This is a genomic window from Dolomitihabitans soli (genome assembly GCF_022213955.1).
GTDB classification, from domain to species: domain Bacteria; phylum Actinomycetota; class Actinomycetes; order Streptosporangiales; family Streptosporangiaceae; genus Streptosporangium_A; species Streptosporangium_A soli.
Genome location: NZ_JAKNTW010000002.1, coordinates 418,389 through 440,071, shown reverse-complemented (window position 1 = coordinate 440,071; position 21,683 = coordinate 418,389). Strand labels below are relative to the sequence as shown.

Genomic DNA, 21,683 nt, shown 5'->3' with positions numbered 1-21,683 from the left:
TTTCTCCTCTTCGAAGGCCTGCGGCCTCAGAACGTGAAGTCCGGCACGGTCGGCGTGCAGACTGCCGGGGACGGCGCGTCGAACAGATCGAACAGGGTGGCGTCGGGGCCACGTTCGGCCAGGTTGCGCAGCAGCGTGCGGTAGTCGTCGAGCCAGGCGGTGACCGTCTCCTGCCGGAACAGGTCCGTGGCGTACTTCACCCCGGCCCACAGGGCGTCGCCGTACTCCATGACCGACACACTGAGCGCGAACGTGGGCGCCGCGGGGTCGACATCGAGCAGCTCGATGGCCGGGCCGTCGGTGCCCAGAGCCAGGATGGGCTTGACGGCGTTGTGGAAGCTGAAGTTGGTCGTCGCGGCGGGCTCGGCCGAGTACGGCCGGGCGATCCGGACGATCCGGTCGGCGGGCAGATCCCCGTGCGACAGCGCGGACAACTGGGCCTCGCGGACGGCCGCGAGCAGGGCCGCGAACGGCTCCTCGGGGACCAGGGCTGCCCTGACCACGACGGTGTTGGCGTAGCAGCCGATCACGTCGTCGTGGCCTGGGACCCGACCGGTGACCGGACTCGCGACGGACAGGTCACGGCTGCCGCCGATCTTCCAGAGCAGCGCCATCCACCCGGCGAGCAGCACCATGTTGAGCGTGCCCCGCCCTCCGCGGGCGATGTCCCGCAGCCGTGCCGCGAGTTCGGGCTCGATCGGGAACGGCAGGTCGGCGCCTCGGCCCGGCGGCCGGGAGAAGTCGGCGTCCGTGCCGTCGGTCGGCAGCGTCACGACAGGCACGCCGGCGAGCCGGTCGCTCCAGAACTCGACCAGTCGCCGGCCGCGTTCGCCGTCCAGCAGGTCCCGCTGGTCCCCGACGTAGTCGAGATAGGTCCGCTCGGGCGCCGGACGGTCGAGGTCGGCGCTCAGGTCGTCCATCAGGACCCGCCACGACCAGCCGTCGAAGAACAGATGGTGGAAGGTGAGGACGAGGACGTACTGGTCCTGGTCGGTGAACCGGGCCCGGACGAGCTGATAGCGGGCCGGTGTGTCGCCGTAGAGGTCGAGCGGCTTGCTCACCAGGTCCTTCAGCCGGGCCAGCAGGCTGTCGCGGCCCTCGGCGGCGGTGGTCTCGGGGAACTCCACGGTGAGACGTTCGAGAGTGAGCCGGGCCTCCTCGGGCGGGGTGATCATCTGGACGAACTCGTCCGCGCCGTCGTGCAGGGTGACGCGCAGCATGGGGTGGCGGCGTACCAGTGCTTCCAGCCGCCGGGTCAGCCGGTCGGGATCCACCGGACCGTCGAAGAGGAACGCGCTCGGCACGTTGTACGCGGCGGATTCGGGGGCCAGTTGGACGGCTGCCCAGATTGCGGCCTGCTGCCCGGAAAGCGGGCCGCGGGCGGCTTCGGCGCTCCCACCGGTCCCGGTCCCGGTCCCGGTCCCGGTCGCGGTCGTGGTCCCGGTCTGGGCCACGGTCGCGGTCGCGGTCGCGGTCCGGGCCACGGTTGCGGTCCCGGTCGTGGTCGCTGCTCCGACCGTGTCCTCCGCGCCGAGCGAGGACGCCAGTTCGCTGAGGGAAGCGAAGTCGAACAGGTCCATGACATCGAGGTCGGTGCCGAGACGGTCGTTCAGCCGGGTGGCCAGCTTCAGGCCGTAGAGAGAGTCGCCCAGCTCGAAGAAGTCGTCGTCCAGGCTGAGTCCGGGCTCCTTCAGCACGTCCCTGGCCAGTTCGAGCACCACGGCGGCGAGTGTCGTGTCGGAGGTGTCCGCTGGGCTGTCCGCTTGGGTCTCGGCCGCCTCGGGCGTCGGGGTCTCGGGTGTCGGTACGGCGAGCACGCCGCTCGGCCAGCAGTGCTCCTCGGCGAACGGAGCGACGGGCAGCTCCATCCGGCGCCTCGGCCCCCGCCCCAGACCCGTACGCCAGTCCAGGGGGAAACCCCGGTTGTGGCAGGCGGCGAGCAGTTCGGCGGGCGTGCGCGGGGTAACGGTCTCGAACCGGGAGCCGGGCTCCTCCCGCAGAAGAACCGAGAGCGCGCTGCCCGGTGCCAGGTCGACGATGACCGTGGCGTCGGCGAACCCGGCGAGCGCCGCCCGCAGCCGGCCCGCGTCGGGAACCGTGGTGTGTGACTCCCCGTCCGCCTGGGCCAGGGCGGTGGGCAGATCTACCGTGCCGCGCGTGTACCGGTCCGCTATCGCCCCCACTCCGTGGGCCAGTACGAGATCGGGGGTGACCGCGAGATCGGCGAGGAGCGCCTGCACTCCCGCGAGGCGGAGCAGACGGCGCTGCGACGCGGTCCAGCGCTGCGCCGGCACGTGGTGCCGCGCCTCGTCCAGTACGCGGGCGAAGCCGGGTGACGCGTCGGCCATGCCCAGCAGTTCGGTGACCTCGAGGTCCGCGGACGGGTCCGTGGGGGAGCCGAGGGCCAGCACCAGCCGGCCGCGAGTCGTCACGTCGGCGTCGGCGTCGGCTGCGTCGGCGGTGGCGGCCAGGAAACCGTCCAGCTCGCTGAGCAGTTGGGCGGCATCGCCCACCGCCCAGGCTCGGCGGTGGGCGAAGGGCTGCCCGTGGTCGCGCCCGAGTGCCAGGACCTCAGCCGCGTCCGCGAGGGGAAAGTGCCGCGGATCGGCTGCGACGGCATCCCGCAGCTGCGCGGCGTACCGCCGTAACCCGGACGCGTCGCGTGCGGACAGTGTGACGACGTGGTCGGCGAGGTCGGCGAGGTCGGCGAGGTCGGCGAGGTCGACGTGGTTGGCGTGGTTGGCGTGATCGAGGCGGCCCCCGGTCGAGGGCCGCGTCGTCGACCCGGCAAGGGTGCCCTCCTCGACGATGACATGCGCGTTGGTGCTGCTGAGGCCGAAGCTGCTCAGGCCGCAGCGGCGTGGGATGTCACCGGTCGGCCACGGTTCGCACCGGTCGGCGACGCGCAGCCCGGTGCCGTCCAGGCCGAGCAGGGGGTTGGGGGCGGTGAAGTGCGCCGTGGGGAAGATCTCACCGGCACGGAACTGCGCGATGACCCGCACCAGGCCCGCGAAGCCCGCCATGCAGTCCAGATGGCCGAAGTTGCCCTTGGCCGAGGACAGGGGGAGCGCGGTGGGCCGGGCGGTGGCCGGGAAGTCGGCCGCCACGTCGGACAGTGCGGCGGCCAGCCCCTGGACCTCGATCGGGTCGCCGATCCGGGTGCCGGTTCCGTGGGCCTCGACGTAGCCGATGGTCACCGGGTCCACGGCGGCGTCCCGCAGCGCCGCGGCGATCACCTGGGCCTGGCCCACCGGGCTGGGCGCCGTCAGGCCGTTGCTGCGCCCGGCGTCCTGGTTGACGGCACTGCCGCGGATGACCGCATGCACGGTGTCACCGTCGCGCAACGCGTCCGCGAGCCGTTTGAGCAGGACGAAGCCGCCGCCCTCGCCGAAGGTCGTGCCGTCCGACTTCTCGTCGAACGGGCGGCAGCGGCCGGTGGCGGAGAGCACGCCCAGGCCGTCTGTGCCCTCCGGTCGGCGCGGTGGCGGGCCCAGGATGAGTTCGTAACCGCCGACCAGGGCCGCCTCGCATTCGCCGGATGCCAGTTTCCGGCGCGCCTCGTGCAGCGCGACGAGGAAGGAGGAGCAGGCGGTGTCGATGACCATCGCGCTTCCGCGCAGGTCGAGGTGGTAGGCGATGCGGCCGGCGGCGAAGGCCCGGATGCTGCCGGTGAGTGCGGCGGCATGGCGGCGGCCGGTCTCGGACAGCAGGTCGTGCAGGGTCGGTTCCGGCCCGCCGTACCCGGAGGTGTAGATGCAGACGTCGCGGCCGCGAAGCTCCGCCGGGGCGTAACCGGCGTGGCCGATCGTGCGCACCGCGAGCTGGAGCATCTTGCGCTGTCTGGGGTCGATCAGCTCCGCCTCGGCGCGGGACAGACCGAAACAGCGGCGGTCGAAACCCGTGATGTCGTCGATCCAGCCGCCTTCCTGGTCGCTGTCGGAGAGAGGGGCCCCCGTGGCCCGGGCGCGCGCGGCGGGCATCGGTCCCACGCAGTCGCGTCCCGCACGCAGGATCTCGGTGAGCGTGTCCCAGTTGTCGCACTGGGGGAACTCGAAGGCCAGGCCGACCACGGCCACCGCGGTGGTGTCGTTTCCCGTGTCCATGAGGCCCTTCAGAGCTCGACGGTCTGCACGGACCGCTCGGCCTGCCGGGTGTCCTCGCCGTCCAGGACGGTGGCCAGCGCGGCGACTGTCGGATGCTCGTAGAGCTGGCCGATGGTCATGCCGGGGTAGCTGCGGCGCAGGCCCGCGAAGATTCGCAGCGCCTTGAAGGAGTCGCCGCCGATCTCCATGAACCGCTGGTCCCGGCCGACTTCGGGCCGTCCGAGCACGGAACTCCACAACGTGGCCACGAACCGCTCGGTGTCGGTGCGCGGCGGGTCGCCCGCGGGCCGGTCGGAAGCGGCGGAGCTCGCGGCGAGGGCGTGCAGGGCGGCCAGATCGACTTTGCCGTTCACGGTGACGGGGATGGCGGCGACGATGTCGATACGGCTCGGGATGAGCGCCCCCGCCAGGTGCTCGCGCAATCGGCGGGACATCTCCTCCGGTGCCAGCGGGGAGGTCGTGACCACGTAGGCGATGAGTTCGGTGGGTGCTCCAGGGGTGGGTTCCTCGCCGACGACGAGGGCCTGCTGGATGCCGGGCAGGGCGAGCAGAGCCGATTCGATCTCGCCGGGCTCGACACGGTTGCCGCGGACCTTCAACTGGCGGTCGGCCCGCCCCAGGTATTCGTAGACGCCCTCGCCGTCGCGGACCATCAGGTCGTCGGTGCGGTAGAAGCGCTCGCCGTCGGCGTCCCGGGTGAACTTCCGCTCGGTCAGGTCCTGGTCGCCGCGGTAGCCGTGGGCGAGGCAGCGGCCACCGATGTAGAGGATGCCGGGGGTGCCGTCGGGCACGGGCTCGCCGTCCTCATCGAGCAGGCGCAGCACGACTCCGTCGATGGCCTTTCCCACCGGGACGCGAGCCCGCCGGGTGTCCGCCTCCCGCACCTGGTGCAGCATCATCTCGATGGTCGCCTCGGAAGGGCCGTAGCCATTGAAGACATGCAGGTCGGGCCGGGCTTCGAGCATCGCGGCGGCCAGTCGCGGCGGGAAGGCCTCGCCCGCGACGACGACCATTCGGCCGGGCAGCAGCGAAGCGATGTCCCGCTGCCCGGCCAGCGCCTCGAGCAGGGAGGGGGTGTAGGTCACGGCGTCCACCGGGTGGTTCTCGAGTTCGGCGGCGAAGGCGTCGGCATCGAGCGTGGTGTGGCGGTCGTAGATGTCCAGCCGGGCGCCGCTGAGCACGGCGCCGAACACGGAGATGAGCCCGAGGTCGGCGGCGAAGGTCGTGGTGAGTCCGAAGCTCTGCGGAATCGTGATCGGTGTCATGTGACGCCAGAAGCCCGCGTGGTGGTTCAGCACGGCCGCGTGCGGGACCTCGACCGCTTTGGGCACGCCTGTCGATCCTGAGGTGAACACGAGATACGCCGGGTCCTGCGGTTCGCTCTCGTGGATCGGCTCGTACGGAGCGGTGGGCAGCGTGGCATCCAACACCCGCACCACGGATGTCCGCGCGGGTAAGCGCAGCCGGTTGCGCTCGTCGACCAGTACGGCCTGCGCCCCGGTCGCGGTCAGCAGCGTCGCGATCCGGGCGTCGGGGTCCGTGGGCTCCAGGTGGACGTGAACCGCGCCGACCGACCACGCGCCGAGGATGGACACCACGGACCACACCGAGCGGTCCACCATCGTGGCCACCACGTCACCGCGCCCGATGCCCTGGCCCCGCAGCCAGACCGCCAGCCCGCCGGCGGCCGACGCCAGTTGCTCATAGCTCAGCTCGGTGTCGCCATGCCGTACGGCGGGGCGCGGCCCGTACCGTGCGGCCACCTCGCGGAAGAGGGCCGCGACCGATCGGTGGTCGGACGAGAATTCGGACGGAGTCCTGAGTGGTGCGGCGTGCACGAGTGCTCCTTAACTGTCCTGTTGACCGACGTATGACGTGGGGCATGACAGCCGGGTCGAGTCACGACCCCAAAGCAGCCCCTCCAATGCCGTTGCAGTCGGGCAGTAAAGCACGGCCCACCCGATTCACGCCAGCACTCGTGATCACATTCTGCGCATTCGCTTTCCCCAGCGAAAGGGGTCTCAATCATGTAGAGCACGAAAGGAGAAAACATCGTGCGCCGCCCCTTTTACCTTGATTGTCAGAAGATGTTGATCGGCGCGCATTGAGCTGGGCTCCGGTGTTTGATCAAGGAACGGAGAGCATGAGCCTGCAGAGCCGAACCTTTCCTCAACAAGATCGAATCGCGGGGGAGTCGGCGGCACGAAGGCGGGAAGAGACCCCTTCCGGCCTTGTCGCGGTATGCAGAGAAGGGGATTGTGTTCGTCGTGTCAGATCGAGTCAGCCCTGTCATCGATTTCCGTCATAACGGTCCACCGGATTCCGCGCAGGGCGGTTATGCTTGTGGCCTGTTCGCGGGCCTCGTCGCGCCTTCCGAGGGCTCTGCAGCGGCGGTGACGCTGGTGTCGCCGCCACCTCTTGGCGTGCCACTCGAATTTCATCACGGCGCCCGCAGATCCCAGGTCCGGCGGGATGGACGGCTCATCGCCACCGTTGTCAGAACCGCGGGTGACCCGGCCGTGGTCGATGTCGTTTCCCCGGCCGAGGCCGAGCGGGCCTCGCACGCTTTCCAGGGATTCACCGGTCATCCCTTTCCCACCTGCTTCGTCTGCGGCCACGAACGGGCCGCCGGTGACGGACTCGCGCTCACCCCCGGCCCGGTGGAAGGACGTCAGGGCACCGTCGCCTGCCTCTGGACGCCCACGGACGACCAGGCGTCCGCCGACGGCCGCATAACCGATGAGCTGGTGTGGAGCGTGCTGGACTGTCCTGGCGGGTGGACCGGCGACCCGCGTACCGAGCCCATGGTGCTCAGCCGGATGACCGCGGTGATCACTCGTCGGCCGGCCCTGGGGCATACCTATGTCGTGGTGGGCGCCCTGCGGCGCAGGCAGGGCAGGACCGCCGTCGTCGACACGGCCCTCTTCGACGAATCGGGCCGTGTGGTCGGCAAGGCGTCGGCGGTTTGGGTCGCCGTGCCCGGCGGGCTGACCGCGGCGGCCTGAACAGGCACTCCTCCCTCGCGTAATCGATCCAGCATCTGCCCATCATTTCCGGGGCGGCGGGCAAGAACTCACAGAACGGACGGAGAATGTCGACGGAAACCTTATTGGAAAGACCGACCTACGCTACGATCACAGCATCCGTGCACACCTTGTTTTCGCAGCGGGCGGTCGCGGATCCCCACGCCGTGGCGATCAGCGCGCACGACGAGGAACTCACCTATGCCGAGCTGGATTCCCGGTCGAGCCTCCTGGCCGGCAAACTCCGTGAAGCGGGGATAGGTGCGGAGGATACCGTAGGAATCTGCTTGGACCGCTCGGCGGGTCTGATAGTATCCCTGCTTGCCGTTCTCAAGTCCGGCGGAAACTACCTTGGGCTGGACACCAAACAGCCCCGGGAACGCCACATCGCTCTCCTGGAGGATTCCGGCGCCAAGGTGGTCATCACGACAACCGACTATGTCGAACAGCTCGGTCACTCGGCCGCCACGCTCGTCCTCGACGTCGCCCCCGCGCCCACCTCCTCCGCAACGCCACCGTATGCGGAAACGTCGCCGATGAGTACTGCTTATATCGCATACACCTCGGGTTCGTCCGGAAAACCAAAAGGCGTTTGCGTGCCCCATCAAGGCGTCGTCCGCCTGGTGCAGGACCCCGACTTTCTGTCGATCCGGCCCGACGACGTCTTTCTGCACTTCGCGCCCATCGCCTTCGACGCCTCCACGCTGGAGATCTGGGGCGCGTTGCTCAACGGCTGCCGTCTGGTCGTGGCGCCCCCGGGCGAGCTCACGCCGGCCGACCTCGCCGCGTTCGTCCAGAAGAGCGGGATCACCGTCGCCTGGCTGACCGCGGGCCTGTTCCACGCCATAGTCGAGTCCGGCGTCCAGAACCTGCGGGGACTGCGTCACCTGGTGGCCGGCGGCGACGTACTCTCCGCCGCGCATGTCGACCGCGCGCTGAGTGAACTGCCCCGGACCATCTTGACCAATGGGTACGGGCCGACGGAGAACACCACCTTCACCGCCTGCCACACCTTCACCGGCGCCGTGGGGGACGGCCCCGTACCGGTCGGACGGTCCATCCGCGGCACCAGCGTGCACCTTCTCGACGGAGACTACGAGCCCGTCGCGGACGGAGAGGTCGGCGAGCTCTACGCGGCAGGGCTCGGCCTGGCCCACGGCTACCTGAACAACTCCGCGCTCACCGCCGAGCGGTTCATCCCGAACCCCTTCTCCGACGTGCCGGGCGACCGCATGTACCGCACGGGCGACCTCGCCAGCCGCCGCCCCGACGGCACGCTCGAGTTCCACGGCCGGGCCGACGAGCAGGTCAAGATCCGTGGCTTCCGCATCGAGCCCGGCGAGATCGAGGCCGCGCTGCGGGCGCACCCCGAGATCGCCGACGCCGCGGTCGTCCCGCAGCGGACGTCGGGTACGGAACGCCGTCTGACGGCGTACTACGTCAGCGAAGAGACCGTCACCACCGCCGAGTTGCGCCGTGACCTGGGGCGCACCCTGCCCTCCTACATGATCCCGGCTCTCTTCGTCCGGCTCGACGCGCTCCCGCTGAGCTCCAACGGCAAGGTGGACCGGGCGGTACTCACCGCGATGCCCAGGCCCGAACGTCCCGAGATGAGCAGCGAATACCGCGCCCCGACCACCGAGGTGGAGACCTGGCTCACCGAACTCTGGGCCGACTTCATGGGGTTCTCCCCGGTCGGAGTCGACGACGACTTCTTCGAACTCGGCGGCCACTCCCTGATGGCGGCACGTATCACCGGTGAGATCAGCGTCGAGTACGACGTGAACATGCCTCCGGTGGCCTTCTACGAGCATCCGACGATCGACGAGCTGGCGGCCTACCTCAGCACGCTGACGACCGCGGGCGAGAGCGAAGGCCCGTCGGCCGGGTGACGGCTTCCCACAGGAGATAGCGAGACCGATGAGAATCAGCACTCCCCACCCAGGTGGCACCGGCACCGACATCGATCTGGATGCGGTGGATCTGTTCGACCCCGAGCTGTACGCCGTCGGCGACCCGCACGCGATCTGGACGCTTATGCGGGAACGGGCCCCAGTGCACCGCCAGACCCTCGCCGACGGCCGGTCGTTCTGGTCGGTGACCAAGTACCACGACGTCAACGATGTCCTGCGCGACCACACGCGGTTCACCTCCAACCGCGGCACGCTGCTGTCCATCCTGGGCGGTACGGATCCAGCCGGCGGCAAGATGATGGCGGCGAGCGACCCACCCGTGCACACCGCGATGCGCGAACCACTGAACAAGGTGCTCGCCCATCGTGCCCTGAAGTCCCGACAGCCGCAGATCCGCCGTGTGGTGCACCGGATGCTCGCTCCGCTCCTGGACGGAGGCACCTGGGACGTGGCCGCGGCCTCCGCGGGCTTCCCGATGGCGTTCACCGGCACGCTGATGGGGCTCCCCGAGGCCGATTGGCCCCGGCTCACCCGGCTGACCACGATGGCCGTCGCACCGGGCGACCCCGAGTACCGGGAGACGGCCGGCGAGAGCACCCTGGCCGCCGCCCACCACGAGCTGTTCGCGTACTTCTCCGGCCAGGTCAAGCGACGGATCCGGTACGGCTTCGCCGAGGACGACCTGATCGGCTTCCTCACGGAAATGGAGGCCGACGGCAGAAGGCTGCGCCACGACGAGATCGTCTACAACTGCTACAGCCTTCTGCTGGGCGCCAACGTCACCACGCCGCACGCGATCGCCGCCACCGTCCTCGCGCTGATGGAGCACCCCCAGGAGCATCGGCGGCTGCTGGCCGATCCTTCGCTGACGAACAGCGCCGTCGAGGAGGGGTTGCGCTGGGCCTCGCCCGCGAACCACTTCATGCGGTACGTCACCCAGGACATCACGCTGCGCGGCGAGGAGCTCAAGGCCGGGGACGCGGTGGTGGCCTGGCTGGGCTCGGCCAACCGCGACGAGGAGGTCTTCCCCGACCCGTTCCGCTTCGACGTGGCCCGCTCCCCGAACCGCCATGTGGCTTTCGGGTTCGGGCCCCATTACTGCATCGGGGCCCCTCTGGCGCGTATCGCGCTGCGGTTGCTGTTCGAAGAGATCGTCGCCAGCGTCGAGGACTTCGCTCCCGCCGGCCCCGTCGAGCACCTCACCTCCAACTTCGTGGCGGGGATCAAGAGCATGCCCCTCACCGCACGGTTGCGCGAGGGCGCCGCAGCGACCCTGGTCGAAGCCGTCACGGCGGACGGCCCGGTGCCCGTCTGAAACCACGCGCGGTCCGCCATGTCCCGAATCACTCCCGCCAGAAAGCGAGGTGGCCCATGCCCCCCGGCAGCCGTCCGACCCGGATGCTCCTGCGCCCCCCGAAGCAGGACAGCAGGGCGAGGCTCTTCTGCTTCCCGTACTCCGGTCTGGGCGCGTCGATGTACAACAAGTGGCCCGATCACGTCGGCGACGTCGAGATCTGCCGCGTGCAGCCACCCGGCCGCGAGAACCGCATCCGCGAGCCCCACTACGGCACGTACGAAGAGCTGGCTGAGCAAGTCGCCGAGGCGCTGCTGCCGCACTTCGACCGGCCCTTCGCCTTCTTCGGCCACTGCGGCGGCGCCCTGCCCGGGTTCGCCACCGCACTGCACCTGGCACGCACCGGGCTGCCCACCCCGGACACGCTGTTCATCTCCTCCCAGGTGGCTCCGCACGATGGCCCCTTCGGACGCTTCCTGCAGCTCAGCAACTCCGAACTGGCCCTCGAACTGGCCGCGTTGACCAGGTCGATGGGGGGTACTCCCAACCCCGACATGATTCAGATGAGTCTGCGTGTCCTACGGGCGGACATCACCGCCAATCAGCTCTACCATCTGGCCGAACCGGTCCCCCTGCCCTGCGATGTGCGAGTGATCGGCTGGAGCGAGGACAAGGAGATCCGACCGGAGCAGATGGGCGGCTGGCGCGCGTACGCGGCAGACGGGCGGTACGCCGAGGTGAATCTGGAGGGCGGCCACCACGCGTTCCTCAACGCTCCCCCCGAACTTCTCACTCAACTGACGGGGCAGCTGTGCTCCGCTTAGCTGTTCGGGTGAGCACGTCACCATCTCCCACCGTCAACTCCCCTTCGAACGGCGGACTCTGACCATATGGCCCTTGCCCCTACCGCGCTCGCCCCTATCCCGGGGTTCCGACGCCTGCTGACCGGACGGACCCTGTCCGTGCTGGCCACCTGTCTCATCCCCACCGCATTGACGCTGGCGGTCATCCACGCCACCGGTTCGGCGGCCGACCTCGGGCTGGTGCTCGCCTGCGAGCTGATCCCGCAGTTGGTACTGCTGCCGGTCGGAGGAGTCCTGGCCGACCGGCACTCGCCCCAGCGGGTGGCGTTCGCCGCGGACCTGGTGCGCGGCGCGGCCCAACTGGCCATCGGCATCGAGCTGTTGACCGGCACCGTCAACATCCTTCACCTCTGTGTCCTCTCGATCATCACCGGCGCCGCCGTCGCCATCGGCACCCCCACGGTGTCGCCGCTGGTGACCGCGGTGGTTCCCCCGGAGGCCCGGCTCCGCGCCAACAGCCGCCTCGGTACGGCGCGGGGCATCGCGCTGGTCGCCGGGCCCGGCATCGTCGGAGTCCTGGTCGTCACCATCGGCGTGGGCTGGTCGTTCGTGCTCACCGCGGCGCTGTTCATCGTGGCCGCCACCACCCTGGGCGGCCTGAAGGTGACGCGGCACGAGCGGCCGGCGGGCAACAGCACCTTCATGAAGGACCTGGCCGAGGGCTGGCAGGTGGTCCGTGCGCACCGTTGGTTCTGGACGAACCTCGTCGGGCACGGCATCTCCAACCTGACCGCGGGCGTCCTGATGACGCTCGGGCCGCTCATCGCGGTCCGTGAACTGGGGGGTGACGCCTCCTGGGTCATCACCTACCAGTGCGGCATGGTCGGCATGCTGCTCGGCGCCTATCTGGCCCCCAGGTTGCCGATCACCCGCCCGTTGGTCGCCACCTCGGTCGGCGGGTTCGTCTTCGCCCTGCCGTTGCTCACGTTCGCGGTGCCGGCGCCGACCGCGGTGAACGCGGCCGCGTACTTCGTGGCGATGCTGGGGCTGGGCGTGCTGAACACCGTGTGGCAGACCGTGATGCAGCAGCGGTTCGAGCCGCACACCCTCGCCCGTGCCGACTCCTACGACGCGCTGCTCTCCTTCGCGGCGCGTCCGCTCGGCCTGGCCCTGGCCGCCCCGGTCGCGGTTGTGACCGGCAACGCCGCCGTTCTGGTGGTGGCGGCCGTCCTGGTCGGCGCCAGCAGTATCGGCCTGCTGGCGTTACGCGAGGTGCGCACGATGGGCTTCGTGACCAAGAAGGAAACCGCACTCGACAGTGTGACCGCCCCGGAGACGGCGGACGACCGCTGACGCCCCTTTTCAGTACGCCAGGGGGCGTACGCACCGATCCGCCCGTGCCTGTGCGCGGGCGGATCGTTGGGTTCCGGTTGCCGTGGCTGTCGTGCCCCTTACTTGCCGTTGACGTCCGAGGTGTCAACGGCGAAGCGGCCGGCTGCCCAGGCCATGGCCCGGCCGTTCTGCTCGAAGATGGTTCTGTTGACGTTGGACAGCGTGTCGCATGCCTGGTGGTAGCAGGGGTCGAGCATCTCGCCCGCCGTACCGCCGAACAGCGCGGCCATCTCAGGAGTCTTGATCGCGTCGGAGCCGGCGTTGACTCCGCCCGCCGGGATGCCGGCGACGATGAAGGGTGAGTGGTCGGACCGGCCGTCGAGCACCAGTCCTACGGTCGGCAGCCTCTGCTCGGCGAAGTAGCCACTGATGAGCTGGGAGATCCGATCCGATCCCGCCGGGCCGGGGCCGGTCGGGGTCTGACCGTTGTAGACCTGCCGCAGGAAGTTCGGGGAGCCGATCATCTCCAGGTTGAGATAGAGGGCGGTCCCGCGCCGCTCCTCCTCGCTCAACTGGTTGACGTAGTACTGGGATCCGGAGATTCCCTTCTCTTCCGCGGCCCACCACGCGAACCGCACCCGATTCTTGACCTGCTTCCAGTGCGGGGCCATCTGGACCGCCGTCTCCAGCAGCATCGCGGAGGCGGCCGCGTTGTCGTTCAAGCCGGGAGTGGTGTCCACGCTGTCGATGTGGGCGCCCATGACCACAGTGTTGTCCGCACGGCCCGTCGGGGTGTCGGCCAGCAGGTTGTAGGTCTCGGTCATCTTGTTCTCGCCACGCAGATCGACGTTGACGGTGACAGGCCCCTCGGCGATGTCCGCTTTCAGCTGTTCGGCCTCGCCCCGGTTCAGCGTCGCGATCGGGATCCGAGCGTCCTCCGGCGGCACCATGCGGTAGCGCAGATTCAGGTTCGGGTTGGGGGTGTTGACGTTCATGAGCACGGCGACCGCGCCCACCTCCGCCGCCACGATCTGTTTCTGCGTGATGAAGCAGTCGTTGACGTCCACCAGGACGATCTTGCCTGTGACGTCCGTATCGGCGTAGTCGCTCGCCGTACAGCCGGTGGACTTGCCCGACGGCACCACGACTGGGGCAGTCAGCCCGCCCTCGGGAGTGGAGATCGAGAAACGGGCGATGATCGGCTTCAGCGTCCGGGGCTCCGGTGCCGTGACGGACGCCGCCTCCGAGAAGATGGCGTAATCGAGGAAGGAGAACTCCTGCCGCTTGACCTCATAGCCGGCGGCGGTCAGCCTGCGGGTCAGATACTCCGCCGACTTTTCGTATCCGGGTGAGCCGTCGGCCCGGTGCCCGCCGTTGGCCATTGTGGCCTTGGATATGGCTGCCAGGTGGCGCCAGGCCCTCTCACCGGTTACGGCCTTGGACATCTGCTTGGCCAGTTTGTCTGCGGGCTTGTGCGATTCCGCGGCCTGGGCGGGGGCGGACCAGCCGGAGAGAAGCAGAACGACCCCGGCGGCGAGAAAGGCCCGGGACCCGATCGCTAAGCGGTTCCGTTTCGGAAGACGCGTCATGGACTGTCGACTCCTTTTCGTGTCGGATGCCCCGCCGTGAAATGGAGCGGAGGCCCGGCAAAGGCTACCGGAGGAGAGCTGCTCCCACCTACCTCATCGGTGGTTTCGCGAATATGTGGGCTATCGCGTACACGGCTGTATGCCGGTCGGGATGAACTGAATCTGATAGAGCTTTTTTGGAGAAGAATTTCAAAGGCTGATGTTATATATTCCTGTCGTCACTGGGAGGCTCGCGCACTGTGGTTCCACCTCACCTGGGCCGTCGGACGCCTGGCAGATCCCGTCCCGCACCCGGGCGAACGCCACTGGACCGCCCCTCCAGCCAGCCGGCTCCTGGGCCTGCTCCGCTTCTTCGCCTCGACCCCGCCGACCCCCTTGGGCCGATCTGGCCTGATCCAGCGGTTTCAGTGGTTTGCTCGCCTCCTGGCAGAGGAACTCTTCAAGGACGGCAAGACCGGCGAGTGGGTCACATACGGCAATGCCGGCGAGGAAACAAAGCGGAAGGACCACCGCTGAGCGGGCGCCACACATCTGGTGCGGATCCGGTTTGAGCTGTGGGACGTCGATCAGGGATCCGACTCTCGGTAACCCCGAAACCGACCGGATAACCACGTCCTTCCACTCCAGAAGCGGCTCAGTAGCCATCGACGAGACGCTCGGAGGCGACGACCACGACTCATTCAAGCTCGGTCCGCCCGGACGGAGATGGTATGTCCGAGCGCATCGCAGGGCATTGATGCCGCCGGGGGTATTTACCGAGAGCCCCAAGGAGGCGTCAGAATTTACATATTCAATTCTGGCCTTTCTGGTGAGATGACGGCGGCGACCTTACTGCGATCGCGTCGCCGTAGCGGCTGACGGCTGACGGCTGACGGCTGACCGATGAGCAGCTTGCGAAGGCAGGCGGCAGGCATGTGGTGGATCAGGTCAGCGCTGGCAGAGGTTCACACCATCAGACTCTTCGTCGTCTCGGCGAAGGCTTGGACGTGTCCGCGCAGGCTATGCACGCAGGTCAGAGCCTCCGCGAGGACGTCGAGTGCAGGTTGCAGGGGGTCACGGACCTGCTTTGACGCGACCGGTGGGTTAGTGCGCGGCTGCGGGGGTGCGATAAAGGTAACTATGCACGCAAACGGGCAGCAGATCGGCGAGATGCTGGCAGAGGCCGTCCAGGCGCTCGCGCGGACGGCGGAGCCGCACGCGGACGCCGCCCTCCAGGGCAGCGGCGAGGCGGCGGGCGGGCAGGTGCGGGCCGTGGCCGGACAGGACGGGCGGTTGCGCGAGCTGCACCTCAACCCTCGGGTCATGCGGATGGCGTCGGAAGACCTCGCACGGGAGATCCTCGCGGCGGTCAACACCGCGCTGGACGATTTGCGGGCGAGCGTGCCGGGGCTGGAGGCGGCCGACCTGACGGATCCGCAGGGGCTCGCCGAGACGCTGGGCGGCGTGCACGCCGACGTGATGCGGCGGCTGGACGAGTTCGCCGACGGGGTCGAGCTGGTCGCGCGGCGGCTGGAGGAGCGGTGAGCGAGCACTTCGACCAGCGACTAGGTGTCTCCCACACGGACTTGCGCGGCACCGGCGCGGGGCTGGGTGAGACCGGCACGACCTGGCTGGAGGCGGTGGGGGTGTTGCGCGCCCATCTCGAGGGAGAGTGCGACCCCTGGGGCGAGGAGGCCGAGAGCACGGTCAAGGCCGTCTACCTCGCGGTCACCCAGAGGGCGCTGGAGGTGTACGAGGCGCTGGGGGAGCGGCAGATGACCTCGGGAGACGACGTGCACGTCATGGGGGCGAACTACCGGGACGCGGAGCGGCGCACCGAGGAGGACGCCGCACGGAACGGGCGGGCCATCGAGCGTCAGTGACGGCCAGGGCTGGCGGGAAACCCGCCTGGTGCGGGTCAGCGGCGAAGTTTGTCGGGGTGAGGAGCGCGCCCGCCGGGAGTTGGTCGGTGGGGAGAAGCCTGCCTGGGTGCGGGTCAGCGGCGAAGCTCGTCCGGGGTGAGGAGCGCCCCCGCCGGGAGTTGGTCGGTGGGAGAAGTTCGCCCGGTGCGGGTCAGCCGCGAAGCTCGTCGGGGGTGAGGAGCGCGCGCCGGGAGTTGGTCGGCGGGGAGAAGCCTGCCTGGGTGCGGGTCAGCGGCGAAGCTCGTCCGGGGTGAGGAGCGCCCCCGCCGGCCCTTCGGGGTTGACGGCGACGCCGACGTCCGGCGGCAGGAGCGCGACCAGGTCCCGGCCGCGCAGGCGCTGCCAGCCCGTGGCACCATCCGGCAGGGTGTCCGGCAGGTGGGCCTGGGCCGTGTAGGCGAACGCCGCCCGGCCCTCGCCCGTGTCGAACACCGGCACCCCGCCGCCCGGTCCGCCGGCCACGATCACCTCCGTCTCCAGCAGCAGGAGGACGAGGTCGTCGCCGCTGGTGTAGCCGGTCGAGGCGAGTTGCACGGCACGGTCGAGCGGGTCGGTGGGTTCGGGGTGGCCCAGCGCCACCGGCGAGGGCCGGTAGCCGGGGTTGTGGCGGAACTCGCCGGTGATCTCGCCGCGCTCGTCGACCTGCCAGGCGCCGACGATGCCGTACGGCGGGACCTCGCCGTCGGGGTCGAAGAACGGATCGACCGCGTACATCCAGGAGCCCGGGCGCAGCCGTGCCTGCCGCCGCAGATCGTCGGTGACCGGCGGCGGGGGCAGCGGGGTGTCGGTCACGGCGATCCACCTGACGGGTAGGGGTCGTAGTGCGGGTTGGGGATGAAGTTCTCCGGAGTCCGGGGCACCCCCTGCGGCCAGGCGCCGGAGACGTATCTCCGGTGCACGCCGCCGGGGAAGGCGATCTCGCGCTCGTGAGACAGATGACCGGCGCCCCGTACGGTCTCCTGGACGTCGATCCCGCCGGGGGCGTCCACCTCGTAGACGTGGCTGCGCGGGAACGCGTTGTCGATATCCATGCGGGTGCTGGTCCCGACGAAGGCGGACGGCCTGGCCTTGAGCACGTAGTCGGACAGGTTGGTCATCGACGGGTCGCGCGGATGGAGGCCCTGCCCGAAGACCACGTCCGGAGACTCGTCCGAGGAGCGGTAGAGCGGCTCGCGGTCGCGGCGCCAGATGGGGTAGGGCGTGATGCTCTTGACGTCGACGCTCCTGTCGGCCGCCGCGTCGAGGTAGTTGTCGGGGTCGCGCACGGGGGTCGGCGGGCGCTTGCCGGGCGGGATCGCGGCGGCCCCCACTTTGTGGGGCGGCTTGCGCAGCAGCGCGGAGGCGCGATTGAACAAGCGCAGCGCGCTGCGTTCCAGCAGGTCGACCATCTTACGGATGATCCCCCGCGCTGCCGTCCGGGCGCCGGCCACGACGGCGGGAACGGCCGCCAGCGAGGCGCCGGCCGTGGGCCCCGAGGCCGTGGCCAACTGCGCCAGGTTCAGAGCGAGCCGGACGAGGACGGCGATCAGCGCTACCTTCACGGCGAGCACGATCATGGCCGAGAGCTGCAGCGCACCGCCGATGAGCAGCGCGGCGGCGATCGCATCGCCGGAGCGGTCCGAGGTGTCGCGCCAGTCGCCGTCGAACGCCTGAACCCCCTCCCCGTCGTTGCGCGTGGTGGTCCGGGCGGCGTGCGTGGCGGCGGTCGAGGAGACGCGCACCGCCGTCGTCGCGAAGGAGATCCACTGGGTCCCGGCCTCGTGCAGCGCGTCCTCGTCGATCAGCGGCCACGAGACGACGAGGTTGAGCAGCATGGCGAGTTCGGGTGGCGGCTGAAGCGCCATGGTGCCCTCCTCGTCACGGGTCTCCACGCGTGATCACATCCGAGGCGATCACTGTAGGGGTCCAGCCTGCATAAGCCCAACATCGCCAGGTGATGCGGGTGTGCGGCCATGGCCAGGGCTGGGACAGGATGTGCGCTCGTTCCAGATGCCGCCACCGCGTCGCCGGGTCGGGGACGGTCCGGGCCGCGCGCATTTCACGGGTGTAGACGACCCGCACCTCGGCGGGCATCGGTCGGCCGATCATTGATCCTGCCCGTTCTGCTGGGTGCCGGAGCAGCAGTCGTCGGCACAATCTGAGGGTTCGATGGCCCTGGGGCCGGATGGTGTGCCAGGGAGTGGGGTGCAGCAGGCGTCGCCGCGCCAGGCTTCGCGGCCCTCCTTGACCGCGACGGCGGCGATGACCAGGGCGGCGATCGGGTCGGCCCACGACCAGCCGAAGGCGCTGTTGAGCGCGAGGCCGATGAGCAGTACTGCGGACAGATAGGTGCACAGGAGGGTCTGCTTGGAGTCGGCGACGGCGGAGGCCGAGCCGAGTTCGCGGCCGGCGCGCCGCTGGGCGGCCGACAGGAACGGCATGACGACCAGGCTGAGGGCGGCCAGCACCAGTCCCGGTGGGGAGTGCTCGGCCTGGTCGCCGCCGATCAGAGCGCGCAGCGCGTCGACGGTGACATAGGCGGCCAGGGCGAAGAACGACAGGGCGATGATCCGCAGCGCGGTCCTCTCCCGCTTTTCGTGATCGGTGGCCGAGAACTGCCAGGCGACGGCTGCGGCCGAGGCCACCTCGACGATGGAGTCGAGGCCGAAGCCGATCAGTGCCGTGGAGGAGGCGAGGGTGCCGGCGGTGATGGCCACGGTGGCTTCGATCACGTTGTAGGTGATGGTCGCGGCGACCAGTAACCGGATACGGCGCTGCAGTGCCGTACGCCGGGCCGGCGCCGGAGGGTGGTTCAGGACGCTCATGACACCTTCTCCCGCTTGCCCGCCCGGCTTGGGGCGGCACCGGGGTCGAGGCCGTAGCCGGGACACAACGCGACCGCGTGGCCGGTGGCCTCCAGCAGGTGTTCGGCGGCGGCCAGTACGTCCATCAGTTCCGGGCGGGTCAGGGCGTAGAAGGACTGGCGGCCCTCGGCGCGGTAGTCGATCAGCCCGCAGCCGCGCAGGCAGGCCAGGTGTTTCGACACCGTGGACTGGGCCAGTCCCAGTTGCTCGGTCAGATCCACCACGCGCGCCTCCCCCTGCGCCAGGCGCTGCACGATGCGCAGCCGGGTCTCATCGGCCAGGGAGTGGAACAGCGCCGCCGCCGGCGCGACGCCCGCCGCGATGTCGGTGCTCACGCACCGCGCACCTTCATTAATCGCCATTTGGCGATGATATCCGCCATATGCGATCGATTGGCAAGTCGGAGATGTCGCCCAGGGGTCCTCAGTGGCGGTGATCCTGCCGATGAATGCCAGTAGGGCGGCGTGGCCGCCACCCGTAAACCGGGCGACGGGGTGTCGAAAATGGGGGTTCTACCAGGGCAGACTCCGGGTATCGCCGCTTCGCCCACCGGAAGCGCGGACCCCACCCACTTCTTCGACATAATGTAGAAGTTCGGCAGTGGTCCGTCCGGCGTCTGGAGTAGCTTCGTGATCGAGATCGTGTCCGCCCTCCTACCGCCCGTGGTCGTGGGGGGTGCCTTCATCGCCGGGATCGTTTGGCTTGTGCGCAGCGAGGGACGGGCCAGGCAGGCCGAGCGTGCCCGGCGTAAGGCCGGTTCGGGACCCGAATGAGTACCGGCGGAAGGTTTCTCATGTTCCTGCGAAGGACAGCGGTCTTAGTCGCGGCAGGTGCTGTCGGGCTTGTTCCGGTGGCGGCGGCTCAGGCGCACGATGTGTTGAAGTCGAGCAGCCCCGCCAAGGACGCCAGGGTCACCGCGGTCGAGCAGGTGGTCCTGGAGTTCAACGGTGCGGTGACCTTCCCCAAGGTCGTCGTGCTGAACGCCGGGGAGAAGCAGTTTCAGCAGGGCGAGGCCGAGATCAGCGGGAAGAAAGTGATCCAGAAGGTGGCCGGGGTGCTGCCGCCGGGCAAGTACACCATCGGTTATCGAGTGGTCTCCTCTGATGGTCATCCGCGTACCGGCCAGGTGCCGTTCACGGTGATCGCCGCGCCTTCCCCCTCTCCCTCCGAGGCCACCTCCCCGAGCGAGACGCCGCCCGCGTCTCCATCCGCCTCACCGACGTCGAGCGCGCAGCCGGTCCGACCTGACCTCACCCCGCAGGCCGTCGGGCAGGACGCCGCCGCGCGGGGAAGCGGCGGCGGAACAGTGGTCGTACTGGGCATCGGTGTGGTGGCCGTCGCGGCGGGGGCCGGGTTCTTCCTGGCGAGGCGCCTACGACGGTCCGGCAGGTGATCCCTCGGAGCAGCGTGGCCCGGTAGGTCCAGCGGCGTGGCGTGATGACTGCGTCTCCCCTTGAGCAAGGAGTATGTGAGTGTCGGAGACATCGGCGCGGGCCCAGGCTCGGCGCGACAAGCTGGAGGCCATGCGCGCCGAGGAGCGGCGCCAGGCCACGCGCAAGAAGAATCTCGCGATCTCGCTGACGGTGATCGGCATGTTCGTGGTCGTGCTGGGTGCCGTGTTCGCGATCAATCGATTCGGGCCCGGTTCCGGCGGCGCCGCCACGGTGGCCGGTGAATCCCAGCTGGTCCGGGCGGACAGTCACCGCGTGCAAACCGCCGCGGACGGCAAGGTGACCTTGGTGGAGTTCCTCGACTTCGAATGCGAGGCCTGCAAGGCGGCCTTCCCCGCCGTGGAGCAGTTGCGTAAGGAGTACGCCGGGAAGGTGACCTTCGTGGTGCGCTATTTCCCCATCGCCAGCCACTTCAACGCCGAGCGCGCCGCCCGCGCCGTCGAAGCCGCCGCCGGCCAGGGCAAGTTCGAGGCGATGTATCAGCGGATGTATCAGACCCAGACGCAGTGGGGGGAGAAGCAGGTCCCGGCCGACGACCTCTTCCGGAAGTTCGCCGAGGAAATGGGCCTGGACGTGGCCGCCTGGGACAAGGCGTACGACGACCCGGCCACGCTGGCCCGGATCAAGAAGGACCTCGCCGACGGTCAGGCGCTGGGAGTGCAGGGGACACCGACGTTCTTCCTCAACGGCAAGAAGATCGAACCCCAGTCCGCTGAGGACTTCAAGGTGGCCATCGATGCAGCACTCGCCGGCTGAAGCCGCGGCAGAACCTGCCGCCGATCTTCTGGGGGTGCCGGGGGCCTCTGAAGACGGGCCGTTTCCCCGGATGTTGCCCTGGCTGCTGCTGGTGGGCGGGGCGATCGGGCTGGGCTCCGCGTTCACGCTCACTGTTGAGAAGATCGCGCTGTTGAAGGATCCGGCCTACGTGCCCAGCTGCAGCATCAATCCGGTGCTGTCGTGCGGTTCGGTGATGACCACGCCGCAGGCGGAGGTGTTCGGCTTCCCCAACCCGTTGCTGGGCATCGGCGCCTTCGCCGTCGTCGCCACCGTGGGCGCCGCCCTGCTGGCCGGTGCACGTCCAGGCCGCTGGTTCTGGCTGGGCCTGCAGGCGGGTGTGACCTTCGGGGTGGTGTTCGTGCATTGGCTGATCTTCCAGAGCCTGTACGTCATCGGCGCCCTGTGCCCCTACTGCATGCTGGTGTGGACCGTCACCATCCCGATCTTCCTCTACGTCACCCTGCACAACCTGCGGCGCCGCCCGTTCCTGCCCGCCGGCGGGCACCGGGTGGTCGAGACGATGGTCGGTTATCACGCGGTGGTGGTCACGGTCTGGTTCCTGGGGATCCTCACCATGATCGGCGTCCGGTTCTGGTCGTACTGGAGCACCCTGCTGTGAGTGAGTCCCGATGCGACGGCCATCAGGGTCAGGGC

Annotated in this window: 18 protein-coding genes; 10 read left to right on the top strand and 8 right to left on the bottom strand. The window is 69.3% G+C overall.

The features are described 5' to 3' along the window. Window positions 1-26: 26 nt before the first annotated feature. Together MBA17_RS06800 and MBA17_RS06795 are read right to left on the bottom strand one after the other, a co-directional pair. A complete protein-coding gene (locus MBA17_RS06800; RefSeq protein ID WP_238495418.1) occupies window positions 27-4,103 on the bottom strand; it encodes a condensation domain-containing protein in 4,077 nt (1,358 codons plus the stop codon). Window positions 4,104-4,111: 8 nt separating this feature from the next. Then, window positions 4,112-5,941, bottom strand: a complete 1,830-nt coding sequence (locus MBA17_RS06795; protein WP_238495417.1) for a non-ribosomal peptide synthetase — start codon at window positions 5,939-5,941, stop codon at window positions 4,112-4,114. Between the two features lie 681 nt (window positions 5,942-6,622). Here MBA17_RS06795 and MBA17_RS06790 point away from each other — a divergent pair. The 5 genes from MBA17_RS06790 to MBA17_RS06770 all read left to right on the top strand — a co-directional run bounded on the left by MBA17_RS06790 (window position 6,623) and on the right by MBA17_RS06770 (window position 12,489). Beyond that, window positions 6,623-7,108 carry a hypothetical protein gene (locus tag MBA17_RS06790; protein WP_238495416.1) on the top strand — a complete coding sequence of 162 codons (486 nt, stop codon included), beginning with the start codon at window positions 6,623-6,625 and terminating at the stop codon, window positions 7,106-7,108. An 86-nt stretch (window positions 7,109-7,194) separates the two neighbouring features. Next, window positions 7,195-9,018 (top strand): amino acid adenylation domain-containing protein, encoded by a 1,824-nt coding sequence (locus MBA17_RS06785; protein ID WP_238495415.1) that lies wholly within the window; start codon window positions 7,195-7,197, stop codon window positions 9,016-9,018. 28 nt (window positions 9,019-9,046) lie between these two features. Then, window positions 9,047-10,354, top strand: coding sequence for a cytochrome P450 (locus MBA17_RS06780; protein ID WP_238495414.1), 1,308 nt, complete (start codon window positions 9,047-9,049; stop codon window positions 10,352-10,354). Between the two features lie 56 nt (window positions 10,355-10,410). Then, window positions 10,411-11,157, top strand: a complete 747-nt coding sequence (locus MBA17_RS06775; RefSeq protein ID WP_238495413.1) for a thioesterase II family protein — start codon at window positions 10,411-10,413, stop codon at window positions 11,155-11,157. Window positions 11,158-11,223: 66 nt separating this feature from the next. Then, window positions 11,224-12,489: an MFS transporter gene (locus MBA17_RS06770; RefSeq protein ID WP_238495412.1), complete on the top strand. Its 1,266-nt coding sequence runs from the start codon at window positions 11,224-11,226 to the stop codon at window positions 12,487-12,489. A gap of 98 nt (window positions 12,490-12,587) precedes the next feature. On the opposite strand, the gene MBA17_RS06765 is transcribed toward MBA17_RS06770, so the two are convergent. Beyond that, window positions 12,588-14,057 (bottom strand): M28 family peptidase, encoded by a 1,470-nt coding sequence (locus MBA17_RS06765; RefSeq protein WP_238495411.1) that lies wholly within the window; start codon window positions 14,055-14,057, stop codon window positions 12,588-12,590. A 1,119-nt stretch (window positions 14,058-15,176) separates the two neighbouring features. Here MBA17_RS06765 and MBA17_RS06760 point away from each other — a divergent pair. Then, entirely contained in the window at window positions 15,177-15,581 is a 405-nt protein-coding gene (locus MBA17_RS06760; RefSeq protein WP_238495410.1) for a YbaB/EbfC family nucleoid-associated protein, read from the top strand. Further along, window positions 15,578-15,919 (top strand): hypothetical protein, encoded by a 342-nt coding sequence (locus MBA17_RS06755; RefSeq protein ID WP_238495409.1) that lies wholly within the window; start codon window positions 15,578-15,580, stop codon window positions 15,917-15,919. Before MBA17_RS06760 ends, MBA17_RS06755 begins: the two co-directional genes overlap by 4 nt. 267 nt (window positions 15,920-16,186) lie before the next feature. Here MBA17_RS06755 and MBA17_RS06750 read toward each other — a convergent pair whose 3' ends face one another. Genes MBA17_RS06750 through MBA17_RS06730 form a run of 5 tightly spaced genes read right to left on the bottom strand, consistent with a single transcriptional unit; the run spans window position 16,187 to window position 19,163 of the window. Next, on the bottom strand, window positions 16,187-16,750 hold the full coding sequence (locus MBA17_RS06750; RefSeq protein WP_238495408.1) for a type VII secretion system-associated protein: 564 nt from the start codon (window positions 16,748-16,750) through the stop codon (window positions 16,187-16,189). Further along, window positions 16,747-17,802, bottom strand: coding sequence for a scabin-related ADP-ribosyltransferase (locus MBA17_RS06745; protein ID WP_238495407.1), 1,056 nt, complete (start codon window positions 17,800-17,802; stop codon window positions 16,747-16,749). The genes MBA17_RS06750 and MBA17_RS06745 overlap by 4 nt, the downstream gene beginning before the upstream one ends. 13 nt (window positions 17,803-17,815) lie before the next feature. Next, on the bottom strand, window positions 17,816-18,031 hold the full coding sequence (locus MBA17_RS06740) for a DUF3703 domain-containing protein (protein WP_274385021.1): 216 nt from the start codon (window positions 18,029-18,031) through the stop codon (window positions 17,816-17,818). An 11-nt stretch (window positions 18,032-18,042) separates the two neighbouring features. Then, a complete protein-coding gene (locus tag MBA17_RS06735; RefSeq protein ID WP_238495406.1) occupies window positions 18,043-18,762 on the bottom strand; it encodes a cation efflux transmembrane domain-containing protein in 720 nt (239 codons plus the stop codon). Then, window positions 18,759-19,163: an ArsR/SmtB family transcription factor gene (locus tag MBA17_RS06730; protein ID WP_238495405.1), complete on the bottom strand. Its 405-nt coding sequence runs from the start codon at window positions 19,161-19,163 to the stop codon at window positions 18,759-18,761. Before MBA17_RS06730 ends, MBA17_RS06735 begins: the two co-directional genes overlap by 4 nt. Window positions 19,164-19,675: 512 nt before the next feature. Here MBA17_RS06730 and MBA17_RS06725 point away from each other — a divergent pair. The 3 genes from MBA17_RS06725 (at window position 19,676) to MBA17_RS06715 (ending at window position 21,648) form a co-directional block, all read left to right on the top strand. Then, window positions 19,676-20,194 (top strand): copper resistance CopC family protein, encoded by a 519-nt coding sequence (locus tag MBA17_RS06725; RefSeq protein ID WP_238495404.1) that lies wholly within the window; start codon window positions 19,676-19,678, stop codon window positions 20,192-20,194. A 79-nt stretch (window positions 20,195-20,273) separates the two neighbouring features. Then, on the top strand, window positions 20,274-21,008 hold the full coding sequence (locus MBA17_RS06720; RefSeq protein ID WP_238495403.1) for a DsbA family protein: 735 nt from the start codon (window positions 20,274-20,276) through the stop codon (window positions 21,006-21,008). Further along, on the top strand, window positions 20,989-21,648 hold the full coding sequence (locus MBA17_RS06715; RefSeq protein WP_455432707.1) for a vitamin K epoxide reductase family protein: 660 nt from the start codon (window positions 20,989-20,991) through the stop codon (window positions 21,646-21,648). The genes MBA17_RS06720 and MBA17_RS06715 overlap by 20 nt, the downstream gene beginning before the upstream one ends. Window positions 21,649-21,683: the final 35 nt, after the last annotated feature.